At 70.9% G+C, this 14136-nt stretch carries 13 protein-coding genes and 1 pseudogene; 9 read left to right on the top strand and 5 right to left on the bottom strand.

The window, feature by feature from the left end; genetic code table 11:
- Positions 1-6 precede the first annotated feature (6 nt).
- The 3 genes from WMF42_RS18860 to WMF42_RS18850 form a co-directional block, all read right to left on the bottom strand.
- Positions 7-627 carry a D-sedoheptulose-7-phosphate isomerase gene (locus tag WMF42_RS18860; protein WP_434048154.1) on the bottom strand — a complete coding sequence of 207 codons (621 nt, stop codon included), beginning with the start codon at positions 625-627 and terminating at the stop codon, positions 7-9.
- Between the two features lie 61 nt (positions 628-688).
- Positions 689-1684: a GHMP family kinase ATP-binding protein gene (locus WMF42_RS18855; RefSeq protein WP_061607009.1), complete on the bottom strand. Its 996-nt coding sequence runs from the start codon at positions 1682-1684 to the stop codon at positions 689-691.
- Positions 1681-2421 (bottom strand): nucleotidyltransferase family protein, encoded by a 741-nt coding sequence (locus tag WMF42_RS18850; RefSeq protein ID WP_061607010.1) that lies wholly within the window; start codon positions 2419-2421, stop codon positions 1681-1683. Before WMF42_RS18850 ends, WMF42_RS18855 begins: the two co-directional genes overlap by 4 nt.
- Before the next feature lie 122 nt (positions 2422-2543).
- Here WMF42_RS18850 and WMF42_RS18845 point away from each other — a divergent pair, with 122 nt between their 5' ends.
- The 6 genes from WMF42_RS18845 to WMF42_RS18820 all read left to right on the top strand — a co-directional run bounded on the left by WMF42_RS18845 (position 2544) and on the right by WMF42_RS18820 (position 7517).
- Complete coding sequence (locus WMF42_RS18845; RefSeq protein WP_061607011.1) at positions 2544-2816, top strand: hypothetical protein; 273 nt, start codon at positions 2544-2546, stop codon at positions 2814-2816.
- Positions 2817-3156: 340 nt separating this feature from the next.
- On the top strand, positions 3157-3771 hold the full coding sequence (locus tag WMF42_RS18840) for a hypothetical protein (RefSeq protein ID WP_199693579.1): 615 nt from the start codon (positions 3157-3159) through the stop codon (positions 3769-3771).
- A 347-nt stretch (positions 3772-4118) separates the two neighbouring features.
- Positions 4119-4694 carry an ATP-binding protein gene (locus WMF42_RS18835; RefSeq protein ID WP_233561262.1) on the top strand — a complete coding sequence of 192 codons (576 nt, stop codon included), beginning with the start codon at positions 4119-4121 and terminating at the stop codon, positions 4692-4694.
- Positions 4691-5257 (top strand): SpoIIE family protein phosphatase, encoded by a 567-nt coding sequence (locus WMF42_RS18830; protein WP_061607014.1) that lies wholly within the window; start codon positions 4691-4693, stop codon positions 5255-5257. Before WMF42_RS18835 ends, WMF42_RS18830 begins: the two co-directional genes overlap by 4 nt.
- 7 nt (positions 5258-5264) lie before the next feature.
- Entirely contained in the window at positions 5265-5828 is a 564-nt protein-coding gene (locus tag WMF42_RS18825) for an STAS domain-containing protein (protein ID WP_233561263.1), read from the top strand.
- 183 nt (positions 5829-6011) lie between these two features.
- Positions 6012-7517, top strand: a complete 1506-nt coding sequence (locus WMF42_RS18820) for an HAD-IG family 5'-nucleotidase (RefSeq protein ID WP_061607016.1) — start codon at positions 6012-6014, stop codon at positions 7515-7517.
- Between the two features lie 6 nt (positions 7518-7523).
- Here the strand turns inward: WMF42_RS18820 and dusB are convergent, their stop codons facing one another.
- Positions 7524-8510 (bottom strand): tRNA dihydrouridine synthase DusB, encoded by a 987-nt coding sequence (gene dusB, locus WMF42_RS18815; protein ID WP_061607017.1) that lies wholly within the window; start codon positions 8508-8510, stop codon positions 7524-7526.
- A 465-nt stretch (positions 8511-8975) separates the two neighbouring features.
- On the opposite strand from dusB, the gene WMF42_RS18810 reads away from it, so the two are divergent.
- Together WMF42_RS18810 and WMF42_RS18805 are read left to right on the top strand one after the other, a co-directional pair.
- Complete coding sequence (locus tag WMF42_RS18810) at positions 8976-10574, top strand: serine/threonine-protein kinase (protein ID WP_437693409.1); 1599 nt, start codon at positions 8976-8978, stop codon at positions 10572-10574.
- A gap of 232 nt (positions 10575-10806) precedes the next feature.
- Positions 10807-12183 (top strand): MFS transporter, encoded by a 1377-nt coding sequence (locus tag WMF42_RS18805; RefSeq protein WP_061607019.1) that lies wholly within the window; start codon positions 10807-10809, stop codon positions 12181-12183.
- A 261-nt stretch (positions 12184-12444) separates the two neighbouring features.
- Here the strand turns inward: WMF42_RS18805 and WMF42_RS18800 are convergent, their stop codons facing one another.
- Positions 12445-13032, bottom strand: coding sequence for a hypothetical protein (locus WMF42_RS18800; protein WP_437693408.1), 588 nt, complete (start codon positions 13030-13032; stop codon positions 12445-12447).
- A gap of 746 nt (positions 13033-13778) precedes the next feature.
- Between WMF42_RS18800 and WMF42_RS18795 the strand changes: the two are divergent.
- A pseudogene (locus WMF42_RS18795) lies at positions 13779-13907 on the top strand (DUF7793 family protein); the annotation flags it as partial.
- Positions 13908-14136: the final 229 nt, after the last annotated feature.

Raw genomic sequence — 14136 nt, 5'->3', positions numbered from 1 at the left:
CGGCGCTCAGCTCTCGGCCACGAGCTGCAGGAGCCGCTCGCAGATCAGGTGGTGGTAGACCTCGTGGAAGCCCTCCACGTGCGGCGTCGACGTGTAGCCGGCCCGCGTCCTCGGCACGACAACGCTGGCGTCGGCCATCTGGCGCAGGGCGCCGCCGTCGTAGCCGACGAGCGCGACCACCTTGGCGCCGGACCGCTTCGCGAAATCCGCGGCGGCCACGAGGTTCTGCGACCAGGGGCCGGCGCGGTCGGCGCCCGAGCCGCCGTGCACGCTCAGGCACACGAGGACGTCGCCCGCGACGAGGCGGCCGTCGAGCTGCTCGAGGAAGATGCGGTTGAAGCCGACGTCGTTGGTGAGGGCGCTGAGGAGGGCGGCGTTGTCGCAGAGCGATGTGCACTTGAAGCGACGCTTGCCTTCGACCCACGTGAACTTGGCGATATCGCACGCGAGGTGGCTCGCGTTGGCGGCGGAGCCGCCGTTGCCGCACGTGTAGATGGTGCGATCGTTCCGGTACGCCTCGAAGAGGATCTCGATGACCCGAGCCATGTCGTCAGGGCTCGTCGCGAGGGCGATCTCGGCCGTCTCGCGAAGGTACTTTTCCACGAAGTCGTGCGTGCGCTGCGGCATGGTCGATCTATAGCCAGAGTCCCGCAAAAATGCCCAGCGCGCGGCGCACCGCCGCGCCCGCTCACGACCGGTGCAGGTTCGCGACGATGCGCGCGCCGTCGAGATCGAAGCGGAACCGCAGCACGCGCAGGCCCCGCGCGGCGAGCGCCTCCAGCACCCGGCGCTTCTCCGTCGGGCGCACGTAGAACATGAAGAAGCCGCCGCCCCCGGCGCCCATCAGCTTGCCGCCGAGCGCGCCCGCGCCCCGCGCGAGCTCGTAGATCTCGTCGAGGACATCGTCGGTCATCTTGGAGGCGAGCTTACGCTTCTGCGTCCAGTGGGCGTGCAGGAGCTCTCCGTAGTCGTCGATCCGGCCCGTGACGAGGATGCGGTGCACGTCGCGGCCGATCTCCTTGATGCGGTGCATCCGCTCGACAACGTCGGGCTCGAGGTCGTGCAGCCGCCGCCCCTGCTCCGAGAGCACGACCCTGGCCGGCCGCTCGATGCCGCTCCACACGATGAGCAGGTTGCTCTCGAGCTCGTCCAGCACCTCGTCGCGGACCGGGAGGGGCTCGACGTGGACCGAGCCGTCCGGGGAGAACGTGAACGCGGTGAGGTTGCCGTAGGCGGCGATGTACTGATCCTGCTTGCCGATCGGCTCGCCGAGGCGCTCGATCTCGATGGCGCACGCCTCGCGGGCGAGCTGCTCGGACGAGACGAAGTCGCGCCTGTACGTGTGCAGGGCGTTGAGGAGCGCGACAGTGAACGAGCTCGACGAGCCCAGGCCCGAGTTCGCGGGCAGATCCGCGACGCTCGTGAGCTCGATCGAGTGCTCGATTCCCGTCATCCGGAGCGCCTCCCGGAAGATGGGGTGCTCGATCCTGTCGACCGAGGGGACGATTTCGGTCTTGGAGTAGGCGAGGCGGATGTCGCGGTGGAAGCGCTTGTTGGCGGTGACGTAGATGTACTTGTCGATGGCGGCCGACACGAGATAGCCGCCGAAGCGGTCGGAGTAGGCCGGCAGATCGGTCCCGCCGCCGCCGAGCGAGAAGCGGACCGGGGCGCGAGAGACGATCATCCCTGCTCCTCCTCGGCGCCCCCGAGGGCGGCCTCGAGGTCGCGCAGGCCCTGCGCGGAGCCGATCTCGTGGAAGCGCTCCGCGGCGGCGAGCGCTCGCAGGCGGCCGCGCGCGGCGAGGTCGCGCTGCACCGCATCGAAGCCGAGCGGCGCGCCCGTCGGCAGCGCCTCGATGACCTCGCGGCGGAGCGCGGTGGCGCCGTAGTCGATGTGGTCGAGGGCGGGGTCCGGCGGGGCGCCCGGTCGCCGCTTCTCGTAGCGCGCCACCCGATCGCCCGAGACAGCTGTGTTCGACGCGTCGAACCGGCCCTCGTTCCGGTACACGGCCATCGTGCCGAGCGCGTCGGGGTGCGCGCAGAGGTCCCTGAGCGGCGCCAGATAGTCGAAGGGGAGGTAGGAGTCGCCGTAGGTCATGAGGAACACAGGGGCCAGGTGGGGCAGCGCGCGGCGCAGCGCGCCGGCCGTGCCCAGGAGCGCGGGGCCGTCATCGGTGTAACGGAGCGGCAGCCCCGCGAACCGGTCGCCCATGGCCGCCCGGATGGCGTCGCCGAGGTGACCCACACAGAGAACTACCTCGCCGAAGCCCGCGGCGGCGAGCCGATCGAGGAGCCACGCCCCGAACGGCCTGCCGGCCACGGGGAGGAGGAACTTCGGCGTGCGCTCCGTCCGCGGGCGCATCCGGGTGCCGAGCCCGCCGGCGAGGATCACGGCTTGAGGAGGCGAGGCGTCGGCGCGCACGAGCGGGACGTACCACAGACGACGCCCGCTTTCGGCGCGCCTCGGGCGCGGCGGCGGGCGGCCCGAAGAAATCGCCGCCACAAACTGTACGGTAGTTCAGCTACTGAACTAAGGTCGGTGCCATGACGAACAAGGACCTCGCTCCGCATCTTCTCCGGACACTGGCTGCCCTCCAGAGCGAGGGCAAATCAGTGACCCTCGAAACATTGACCACGGCGCTTCAGGTGCGGCGGACCGACGTCCGCCAGGCGATCACCGCCCTGCACCGCGAGGGCTACCTCGACGCCCTCCGGATGCGGCTGACGCTCCGCGGGCTTGCCCTCGGCGCGGCGTTCGCGGCGGCGCCGCTCCGCCCGCTGCGCCGCGCGCCGCTCCGCGCGGTCAAGGCGGCTTGAGCACCACAGGACCCCCGGGACGGCCGGTACCAGCGGCAAATCAACCTCTGCCAGGCGCGCGGACGCCAGGCGTACCCGCCGCGCCCCGAGATGATTTGTCGATGAGCTTCAGATCCTGCCAGCATTTCATTTGGTAGAGCGGCAAATTCACACCGGACGCGCGTCGCTCCGCGAGGCCTCGAGCGCGGAGGTCGCGGGCGTCGACCGGCGCGTGAAATGTCCGGGTTTCTCCGGCCAATGCGCGCTTCTGCGCGTCGAAGACGTTGACATTCCGAGGGATTCATGAGACGGCGGCTGCGTGATATCCGATGTCGAGATCGAGAATGAGATTCGCGCTTTGGTGGCCGCGTTCCTGGAGGGCATGAGAGCGCTGGCCCGCAAGGCCGTCATCCAGAACGCCGCGCAGTACCTGGAAGTCGACATCAAGGCCGCAGGGATATCGACCGGGCCCGCCGCGACTCCCCCCAAGCCGGGCCGCAAGGCCGAACGCGCGCCCGCGCCGGCGAAGGTCCGCCCGGCTGCGCCGGCCCGCAGCGCGCCTTCGCGCAAGGCCCCGGCGCGCGCCGCCGCAGCCCCCTCGCGCAAGAAGGCGGCCCCGGCGCGGAAGGCGAAAAGCGCCGCCCGCCCGGCGGTCGCGCCGGCGAAGGGTCGTCGCGCCGCCGGCGCCGCGAGCCCCCGGACGCCCGCCGTCTCGGCCGGCGAGAAGCGGGCCGAGCAAGCGGGCCCGGTGAACGCGACCAGCCCGGAGAACGCGCCGTCCGGGATCCCCGAGAACGAGATCGCCGAGGCGCTGCTCGCCCATGTGGAGATCGAGCCGGGGCAGGGGATCGACGACCTTGCGCTGGCGATGGGGACCCCCGCAGCCGACCTCCAGGAGCCGATCAAGAAGCTCCTCGAGGAGAACAAGATCACCGAGGAGCTGCGCCAGGGTCAGGCCTCGTACTACCCGACCTGAGCGACACCGACGTGCCTGCGATCCGGGCATGAGCGTTGCCTGATGCTGCGCGCGACGGAGGCTGCGGCCGGTCGGCCCGTGTCCGGCGCTGGAGCGGTCGCAGCGCGCAGCGTCGGAAGCGCGCAGCGCCGGAGGTGCATCGCGTCGGGCAAGCGACGAGCGGGCCGCGCGACCTACACCCGAGCGGGCACAGGCATGTCCAGCGGGTCGGCTGCCGGACCCGGCGTCACCGTCGCCGCGTACTCGACGCGGGGGCGGGGCCCCGGTAACCTGCCCTTCCAGGCTCTTCCCGGATGACTCCCGCGCACGAACAGATTCTGAACGTCCTGCTCGGCTATCTCTCGGCGATGAATGCGGAGGGAGTCCTGCTGCGGGCCATGCGCGAGGCGGAGATCCAGCCGGAGAAGTTCTCGCTCGAGGATCTCCCCGACATCATTCCGAGCATCGAGCGCCGGGCCCGCCTCTATGTCGATCCGGGGCGGCTCGGGCGGCTCAAGTCGGAGATCGCGGCGATGGGCGGCGATCGGCCGTCGCGGCGCTCCAAGATCATGGCCATCCACATGGAGGCCGACATCAGCGAGGCGCGCCTCAACGCCAAGGCCGTTTGCGACGCCGCCGGCGCAAAGAGCTTCACCTCGCACAAGGTCGCCACCATCGTCAGCGAGCTCGCCCGGAACATCGTCCACTATACCCCTGGCGGGACGATCGAGATCGCCGTCCAGCGCGACAGCCCGGTCCGCTTCGTCATCGTCGCTGTGGACGAGGGCAACGGCATCCAGAACCTGCAGGAGATCCTCGCCGGGCGCTACAAGAGCAAGACCGGGATGGGCCGCGGCCTCATCGGCGTCAAGCGGCTGGCCGATCGCTTCCAGATCGACTCGGGACCGAAGGGCACGCGGGTGGAAATCGAGGTCTACCTGTGAAGGTCGCCGTGGAGTACGCCATCCTGCCCAAGGACGGGGAGCGGGTCAGCGGCGACGCCGCCTTCGTGCGCGCCGGGGAGGACGGGTGTCTCTTCGCGGTGATCGACGCCCTGGGCCACGGCGAGCACGCGGCGGCCGCGGCGCGCGTCGCGCTCGAGGCGCTCGCCGAGTCGCCACAGGGCGAGGACTTCCGCGCCGTCATCGATCGACTCCACGCCCGGCTCCGCGGGACCCGCGGCGCCGCCGGGATGATCTGCCGCTTCCGGGAGGGGCGGCTCCAGGGCTGCGGCGTCGGCAACGTCGAGCTCCTGTCCCACGGCACGCGCGTGCAGTGGCTCCAGAGCCCGGGCATCCTCGGCGGCTCGCTGGGGAAGATCCGCATCTTCGACGCGCAGCTCGCGCCGGGCGACCGGCTCGCCCTCGTCTCCGATGGCGTCTCGCCCCGCTTCGATCTCTCGCTGTTTCGTGGAGTGAAGGCCGCGGAGGTCTGCCGCACCCTCATGAACCGACACCGGCGCTCGCACGACGATTCAACGGTCTTGATCGCCGACATCGAACCTTAGGATGACCATGGAGCTCAAGCGCCTTCCGATCATCAACCTGTGGGACCGGATCCTGGTGCCCATCCAGGGGGACGTGACCGACGACCTCGCGGAGCAGCTCAACACCGAGGTGCTGAGGGCGATCCACGAGAGCGGGGCGAAGGGGCTGGTCATCGATCTAACGGCCGTCTGGATCATGGATAGCCACCTGTGCGCCGTGCTCTCGAACCTCGCCTCCGCCGCGCGGCTCATGGGCACGCCGACCATCCTGTCCGGGCTGAGCCCCGAGATCGCGATGACGCTCCAGGCCATGGGGGTCGAGCTCGAGGCGGTGAGGACGGCGCTGACGCTGGAGCAGGCGCTCACGATGCTCGGGCTCGAGGTGCGCCGAGCCGAGGCGCGCGACGAGGACGACGACGAGGACGACGACGACCTCTTCGATGACGAGGACGACGAGGACGACGACGAGGACGGATGGGAGGCGGACGACCGCAGCGACGCGCGGCGCGCGGCGCCGGCCGCGAGGACCTCGCGATCCGCCGCGAGCTCCGAGCGCCGGCAGGGCTCGCAGAGCCGCCTCAGGCGCCGCTGACCGCGCGGCGGGGGCGACCGGCGCTCCCTGTCGGGCGATCGGGGACGTCGATGAGCGCTCGCGCTCACCCGCCCGACACTCGCTTGCTGGCGATCCGGAGACGGCCGCGTGACGGCGATGGTCCCGGTGGGCAACGCCGTGGGTCCCTGGTATGCCTCACGACCGCTCTCCGGGCGCATCACCATGGACAAGCTGGATTGCCTCTCCGCTCCGCCGCCCAAGCAGCGGGGGATCTTCTGTAACCGGACGCTGAATCTCCGCTCGATCAAGGCGATCGGGTACGACATGGATTACACGCTGATCCACTACCAGGTGGAGGCGTGGGAACGCCGGGCCTATGAGCACCTCCGGCACCTCCTGGAGAGCGAGGGCTGGCCGGTCGGCGATCTGACGTTCGAGCCGGATCTGGTGATACGGGGGCTCATCCTGGACACCGAGCTCGGCAACCTGCTCAAGGTGAACCGGTTTGGCTACGTGAAGCGGGCCTATCACGGCACGAAGCCGATCGACTTCGAGACCCAGCGCGCGACCTACGCGCGGACGATCGTCGACCTCTCGGACGGGCGCTACGTGTTCCTGAACACGCTGTTCTCGCTGTCGGAAGGGTGCATGTACGCGAAGCTCGTCGATCTGCTCGACCAGCGCCGCCTGCCCGAGGTGCTCGGCTACAGCGGCCTCTATGGTCGCGTGAAGGACCGGCTCGACGCGACGCACATGGAGGGGCAGCTCAAGGCCGAGATCATCGCGGATCCGGACCGGTTCGTGCTGCTCGATCCGGAGACCCCGCTCACGCTGCTCGACCAGAAAGAGGCGGGCAAGAAGCTCGTCCTGATCACGAACTCGGAGTGGGTCTACACGCGCGCGATGATGAGCTACGCGTTCGATCGCTTCCTGCCGGACGGCATGACGTGGCGCGACCTGTTCGACGTGGTGATCGTCTCGGCGCGGAAGCCGGAGTTCTTCGCGAGCCGCAGCCCGCTCTTCGAGGTGGTCACGGAGGACGGCCTGCTGCGCCCGGCCGGCAGGCTGCGCGAGGGCGGGCACTACCTCGGCGGCAACGCGGGGCTCGTCGAGCACCACCTGCGGCTGTCCGGCGACGAGATCCTCTATATCGGCGATCACATCTATGGAGATGTGCACGTGTCGAAGAGCGCGCTGCGGTGGCGCACGGCGCTGATCATCCGGGAGCTCGAGGACGAGATCCTCGCGATCGAGGAGGCGCGCGGGGCCGAGGCGCGCCTGGACCTCTGGATGCGCGAGAAGGAGGACATGGAGCGCGTCTACGCCCGGCTGCGCCTCGAGCTCCAGCGGATGCGCGCCGGCTACGGGCCGGTGGTCGGGGCGACGGAGGTCGAGGTCCAGGCGAAGATGAACGAGCTCAAGGTGAGCCTCGCGGCGCTCGACGCGCGGATCGCCCCGCTCGCGAAGGCGTCGGCCGAGACGCTGAACCCGCGCTGGGGGCTGCTCCTGCGCACGGGCAACGACAAGAGCCACCTGGCACGTCAGATCGAGCGCTCGGCGGACATCTATACGTCCCGCGTGTCCAACTTCCTCCTGGCGTCGCCCCACGTGCTGCTCCGCTCGCACCGCGGGAGCCTGCCGCACGATCCCATGGGCGCGCCGCCGGGCGCCGAGCGGCAGAACGGCGATCCCGCCCCTGTCGACGACGCGACGCCCGTGGGGATGTAGGCGGCGTCAGGCCGCGAGCTTCTGCGCGGCGCTGTCGAGGATGTCGAGGCAGCCCGCCAGGCTGTCGCAGAAGAGCAGCTCGCGCCGCAGGGCGGACGCGCCGGGGAGGCCGCGCAGGTAGCCGGTCAGGTGGCGGCGGGTCACGCGCACGCCGTGCGGCTCGCCGCGCGCCTCGGTGTTCGCGATGAGGTGCGCGCGGCAGAGGGCGAGGCGCTCCTCGACGGTCGGCCCCGGGAGCCGCGCGCCGTGGTCGAGCAGGGCCCGGGCCTCGCGGAAGATCCAGGGGTGGTCGATCGCGGCGCGGCCGACCATCACGCCGGCGCAGCCCGTCGCGTCGAGGGCGCGGGCGGCGTCGTCGGCGGTCTTGATGTCGCCGTTCACGACGACGGGGATGGACACGACCTCGCGGGCGCGGGCGGCCCAGGTCCAGTCCGCCGCGCCGCTGTGCCCCATCTGGGCCGTGCGGCAGTGGATCGTGAGCGCGGCGACGCCGGCGTCCTCGAGGCGACGCGCGAGGTCGACGATCGGCATGTGGGACTCGGGCCCCCAGCCGATGCGCGTCTTCACCGTGACCGGGAGCGCGACCGTGCGCACCACGAGGCGGGCCATCGCCACCATGGCCTCGGGATCGCGCAGCCAGCCCGCGCCCGCGCCGCGGCCGGCGATCTTCGGCACCCAGCAGCCGCAGTTGATGTCGAGGAACGCCGGCCCCGCCTGCTCGGCGACGCGGGCGGCCTCGGCGAGGCGCTCCGGGTTGGCGCCGTAGATCTGGATCGCGGTCGGCTGATCGTCCTCGGCCAGGGCGAGCTTGCGCCGCGCTGTCTTGCACCCGCGCAGCAGGCCCTCGACGTTGACGAACTCCGTCACGCAGAGCTCGGCGCCGAGCTCGCGGCAGACGCGGCGGAACACGGCGTCGGTCACGTCCTCCATCGGCGCGAGGACGACGGGGCGGCTTGCGAACAGCCGGCGGAAGCTTTCGGGCGAGAGGGGCACGGTGGCGAGCTTTCAAGCATGGATCCGGCCCGTTGACCAGGGTGACCGCCGCGGCCTGTCGCGCGCTGCGCCCGCGGCCTGTCGCGCGCCGCGCCCGCCGCGCCCGATCCGGCGGCGCCGGGGCGGACGCGCCGCTGGATCGGGCGCGGCGGGCCGAGGCGTCGTCCCGAGAGGCGTGCTCTCGCGTCGCGCCGCCCCGCGGCGAGGACTCGTGATCTCGTGGAGGTGGTTGCGCGGCGTACGAACACGGCAGGTGGGGCGGCGAGGGGCCGTGTCGGTAGACCAGCCTGGGTGGTGGGAGCCGGCCACCGGCGCGGCCCGGCGTCGTGACCGAGGAAACCGGCCGGCGCGAAAGGCCTCAACGCTCGCTTGACGTTCGTCACGGCACTGGCGACCCTCGAGAGTGCCATGAAGCGCGCGCTGGTCAGAGATGCTCTCCACGCTGAGCGCTCGGCGTCGGCGCGCATGCTCAGAGAGCGCGAGAGCCGCGCGATCGGCGGGCGGCGCAGCGTGCTGGCGGCCCACGACACGGAGAGCGTCCGCCGCGCCGTCCGCCGCGCTTTCCGGGTCGCGCTCTGGATCTGGCCGGCGTTCACGCTCGTCGACGTCTTCATGGCGACCGTGCTGTACCCCGCGGCGCCGGTGTGGCGCTGCATCGTCCTGCGCGTGGTGGAGCAGGCGCTCGCCTTCACTGTGTACCGGCTCGCGGGGCGCCCGACGGTCTCCGGGCGCGTCGTGCTCCTCGGGTACGACGCTGCGTTCCTCTCCGCCGCCATCTTCATCTCGCTGATGGCGCTCGATTTCGGCGGCCTCACGAGCGCGTACATGCACGGGCTCTCCATCGTCGTGCTGCTCCGGACGGCGCTCGTGCCGGCGCCGTTCGGCAAGGCGCTCGTCGCCTCCGCGCCCATGTTCCTCGCCTTTCCGGCGACGATGGGCATCGCCGCCCTCTTCTCGCCGTCGATCCTCGCGTCGTGGCTCGACCCGACGACGCTGCTCACGGCCGCGAGCCACTACATCTTCGTGCCGGCCTCCGGGGTGATCGGGGCGCTGTCGAGCCACGTCGTGTGGGCCGCGCAGCAGCAGGTCTATCAGGCGCGCAAGCTGGGCAGGTACCGGCTCGAGGCGCCGATCGGCAAAGGGGGGATGAGCGAGGTCTGGCTCGCCTGGGACGAGACGCTCCAGCGCGACGTCGCCCTCAAGCTCCTCAGGACGCGCGACGCGCCCGACGCGGCGGTGCTGAGGCGCTTCGAGCAGGAGGCGCACGCGGCCAGCAAGCTGAGCGATCCGCACACGATCCGGATCTTCGACTTCGGCGCGAGCGACGACGGCATTTACTACATCGCGATGGAGCGCCTGCGCGGGGCCGATCTCGCGGCGATCGTGCGCAGCTACGGCCCCATGCCCGTGGCGCGCGCCCTGCGCTTCGCCTTGCAAGCGTGCCGCTCGCTCATCGAGGCGCACGAGGCCGGGATCATCCACCGGGACATCAAGCCGCAGAACCTGTTCGTCACCCGCGTGGGGGACGACCACGATTTCCTGAAGCTGCTCGACTTCGGCGTCGCGCGGATGGTCGAGGGCGGCCGGGACGCCGAGCTGACGAACAGCGGCATGCTCTGCGGCACGCCAGCGTACATGGCGCCCGAGGTGTGCCGCGGCGATCGCGCGGACGCGCGCAGCGACATCTACTCGCTCGGGGGCACGCTCTATTTCCTGCTCACGGGGGAGCTGCCGTTCGAGGGCTCGTCGTCGGGACAGCTCTTCGCCGCGCACATGACGAAGGCGCCCGCCGCGCCGTCGGTGCGCCGCGGCCCTGCCGTCCCGCGGGCGGTCGACCGCCTCGTCCTGCGGTGCCTCGCGAAGGACCCCCGCCACCGCTTCCAGAGCGCGCGCACGCTGTTCGACGCGCTCCTGCCGCTCCTCGACGAGTCCGCCTGGAGCGCGGCGGACGCCGAGCGCTTCTGGGCGGCGAGCCGCGCGGAGAAGCTCGGCCACCCCGAGGTGCCGCCCGAGCGCGTCGCCCCGACGCGGGGCGGCTCGACGCGCTCGGCCACGGCGCGCTGAACCCACGATACGAGAGCGCCGCGCGCGTTTGGCCCGGCCGGCGTCCATTCATGACGTCGTCGCCGCACGGGAAAAGTGCATCGAAACGGTCAGGAAACACACGAGAAACTCCGATGTTGGCTCCTCGCATGTACTACCTGGATGCCAGTGCAGAGCATGCATTGATCGGATATCGCTGCTTAGAATCGCCGTGATTCATCGCAGCCCGCGCCCGATCTGACGAGGAGGACAGATGTCGACGTTGATCACCGAGTGGAACCCCGATGATGACGCGTTCTGGGAGAAGACAGGGAAACGGATCGCCCGTCGGAACCTCATCTGGTCGATCATCGCCGAGAACATCGGCTTTTCCGTCTGGCTGCTCTGGAGCGTGACGGCCACCCGGCTCCCCAAGGTCGGCTTCAACTACACGACGGACCAGCTCTTCCTGCTGGTCGCGATCCCGGGCCTCGTCGGCGCGCTGATCCGGTTCCCGTACACGTTCGCCGTCCCGAAATTCGGCGGGCGCAACTGGACGATCGTCAGCGCGCTCTTGCTGCTCATTCCGACGATCTCGCTCTCGATGCTCGTGACGAGGCCCGACACGCCGTTCTGGCTGATGGCGGTCGCGGCCGGGACCGCGGGGCTCGGCGGCGGCAACTTCGCCTCCAGCATGGCGAACATCTCCTTCTTCTACCCGGACAAGAAGAAGGGCCTGGCGCTCGGGCTCAACGCCGCCGGCGGCAACATCGGCGTCAGCAACGTGCAGCTCCTCGTGCCCCTGCTCATCGGGCCCGGCGCGGTCGCGACGGCGATCGGCGGGTATCACACCGAGTCGGGCATCTACCTGCAGAACGCCGGGCTGATGTGGATCCCCCTCATCCTCCTCTCGGCGGCCGGCGCGTACTTCTTCATGAACAACCTGGCGACCGCGAAGTCGAACTTCAAGGAACAGATGGCCGCCACCAGGAACAAGCACACCTGGATCATCGCGTGGCTGTACATCGGGACGTTCGGCTCGTTCATCGGCTACTCGGCGGCGCTGCCGCTCCTGCTCAAGATGCAGTTCCCGACCGTGACCCTCGAGCTCACGTTCCTGGGCGCGCTCATCGGCTCGGTGGCGCGGCCGTTCGGCGGCTACCTCGCGGACAAGATCGGCGGGGCGCGCATCACGTTCTGGAACTTCGTTGTGATGGGGCTCGCGTCGCTCGGGATCATCCACTTCCTGAACGAGAAGAGCTACGCCGGGGTCGTCACGCTGTTCATGGTCATGTTCATCACGACCGGTATCGGGAACGGCTCGACCTTCCGGATGGTCCCGGTCCTCTTCCGGCGCGATCACCTGCGCGCGGCGCAGGGCAGGGGCGAGGCGGCGCGCGTCGAGGCGCTCACCACGGCGCGCCGCCAGAGCGCCGCTGTCCTCGGCCTCACCTCGGCGATCGGGGCGCTCGGCGGCTTCTTCATCCCGCGCAGCTTCGGCGCCTCGATCAAGGCGACGGGCGGGGCCACGACGGCGCTCTCGTATTTCTTCGTCTTCTATCTCACCTGCATGGCCGTCACGTGGTGGTGCTACATGAGGACCCGATTCCTCGTGAACCGCATCCCGAGCCTCGCCGAGGCCGACGCTTGATGTGCGCGGGCCGCGCGGGGAATGGCCCGCCGCCGGGCGCGCGCGGGCGAGCCCCGGACGCAGCCTGACACCGAGGCTCCCTCCGCGGCTGCGCGAGGGAGCCCGGCTCGCCAGGAGTGCGCGAGCGTTCTGCGAGCGGGGTGTGATGCCCTGACAGCGTGAAGCGCCGCGGCGAGGACCGAGCCGCGGCGCTGCCGCCTTTCGCGCTCTCAGCGAGCGCCGCGCGTCCACGTCACCGTGCCGCGCGGCCCGGAGCGCCCACTACCAGCCGCAGCCGCTCCAGCCGCCGCAGCCGCCGCCCCAGCCCCAGGGCCGGAAGCCGAAGCCGCCCCAGCCCCAGGGCCGGAAGCCGAAGCCGCCCCAGCCCCAGGGCCGGAAGCCCCAGGGCCGGAAGCCGAAGCCGCCCCAGCCCCAGGGCCGGAAGCCGCCCCAGCCTCCCCCCCAACCCCAGAAGCGCGATGCGTCGGGGTTCGCGCCGGCGCTCTCCTCCTCACCGGGGCCCGTCGAGCCGGGGCCCGTCGAGCCGGGGTCCGTCGAGCCGGGGCCCGTCAAGCCGGGGTCCGTCGAGCCGGGGCCCGTCAAGCCGGGGTCCGTCGAGCCGGGGCCCGTCAAGCCGGGGTTCGCCGAGCCGGGGTCTGCTGCGCTCGCGTTCTCCGCGCTCACGTCCATCGCGGGCTCCGCGCTCAACGCCTGATCCGCGGAGTCCATCTCCTCGGTCTGAGACGCCTGCTGCGTCTCGTCGACCGGGGTCCTCATGTCGTCCGACGCCGTCGTCTCGGCCATGCAACCGGCTGCGGACAGAGCCGTCGACAGGGCGACGAGCGATGCGAACTTCGTCAATTGGCTCATGTTCCCATTCTCCTGTGCACATCAATCCATGTGGGATGGAGTCATCGCTCGTCGCGGTGACAGGCGATGACACGCGGGGACCTGAGCTTCCCCGCCGCGGGATCATGTGTGGTGTCTGGGGCGTGATGTCGATTGGCGCAGAAAGGACACCTGAGACACCATGGATGCTTTCAGCGACGAACCCGCGCGCTCCGCGAGCGCGGGGCCCGCGCGGCCGCGTGGCGCTCGCCGGCCCACGGTCTCACGACGCGCGGCGCGCGCCCTCTCAGGTCTCGCGCGCCGGTGAGCCAGGCGAGCCAGGCACATGGCCCGGACCGCCGGCGCCGAGGAGCGTGTTGGACCGCGACGCCATGGACAATCCGGCCTGAAAAGGCCTATCCTTGTAAGGCTGCCGTGACGCTCACCTCGGATACGAGCGCCTCGAACAATGGAGATGGCGCGGCGCGCCAATGGGCTCCAAACCCTGAGCGATCGCCGCGGGACAGGCGGCGATGCGCGGCAAAGGATGCATCACGAAGGCTCGCGGGATCGTGACGTCTGACCGGATACTCCGGCTCGAAGAAGATGGGATCATCCGGGTGACCGCGTTCCCCGTGCACATGAGCCTGACCTTCGCGTAGGAGGTGGTCAGAGCCACTATCGAGCTCGCCGACGGCGCGCCGCGCCCCGTCCTGGTCGATACGAGAGCGCAGAAGTCGGTGCATCGGGTAGCGCGGGAGTAGTTCGCAGGAGCGGAGGCCGCGAAGGGGCGCTGCGCGCTCGCGCTGCTCGTGGGCTCGCCCGTGAGCAAGGCGATCGGGCGCTTCCTCCTCGCGCTTTCGCAGGCGCCCGCGCCGCGGAAGCTGTTCACGACCGAGGCGGACGCCGCGCGCTGGCTGCGGGGGTTCCTCCGTCGCGCGGCGGGGCGATCCAGCGCGCGATTCATGCGGCGCTGGAGCGCCTCGGCCACGCGAAGGGCGGAGATCCTGGAGCAGCCGGTGGAGTGGGCGTCGCGGGCGGGCGCGGCGCTGTGCTTGATCGAGCGCGTCCGGCGCGCAGGTCGTGCTCACCGGGATCCGGCCGGACGTGGCGACGACGGTGACGGTGCTCCGCATCGAGCTCGGC

Source organism: Sorangium sp. So ce176, from assembly GCF_051519835.1.
In the GTDB taxonomy this organism is placed as follows: domain Bacteria; phylum Myxococcota_A; class Polyangia; order Polyangiales; family Polyangiaceae; genus Sorangium; species Sorangium cellulosum_G.
Note: the sequence above shows the minus strand (reverse complement) of the source record. Positions and strands in the feature narration are given on the sequence as shown.

Excerpts from the sequence above, each read along its gene's own strand:
- WMF42_RS18825 (WP_233561263.1), top strand. The coding sequence starts at position 5,265 with ATGGAGCTCAAGCGCCTTCCGATCATCAACCTGTGGGACCGGATCCTG.
- WMF42_RS18800 (WP_437693408.1), bottom strand. The coding sequence starts at position 13,032 with ATGAGCCAATTGACGAAGTTCGCATCGCTCGTCGCCCTGTCGACGGCT.
- WMF42_RS18820 (WP_061607016.1), top strand. The coding sequence starts at position 6,012 with ATGGACAAGCTGGATTGCCTCTCCGCTCCGCCGCCCAAGCAGCGGGGG.
- WMF42_RS18805 (WP_061607019.1), top strand. The coding sequence starts at position 10,807 with ATGTCGACGTTGATCACCGAGTGGAACCCCGATGATGACGCGTTCTGG.
- WMF42_RS18845 (WP_061607011.1), top strand. The coding sequence starts at position 2,544 with ATGACGAACAAGGACCTCGCTCCGCATCTTCTCCGGACACTGGCTGCC.
- WMF42_RS18855 (WP_061607009.1), bottom strand. The coding sequence starts at position 1,684 with ATGATCGTCTCTCGCGCCCCGGTCCGCTTCTCGCTCGGCGGCGGCGGG.
- WMF42_RS18835 (WP_233561262.1), top strand. The coding sequence starts at position 4,119 with ATGAATGCGGAGGGAGTCCTGCTGCGGGCCATGCGCGAGGCGGAGATC.
- WMF42_RS18860 (WP_434048154.1), bottom strand. The coding sequence starts at position 627 with ATGCCGCAGCGCACGCACGACTTCGTGGAAAAGTACCTTCGCGAGACG.
- WMF42_RS18810 (WP_437693409.1), top strand. The coding sequence starts at position 8,976 with ATGCTCAGAGAGCGCGAGAGCCGCGCGATCGGCGGGCGGCGCAGCGTG.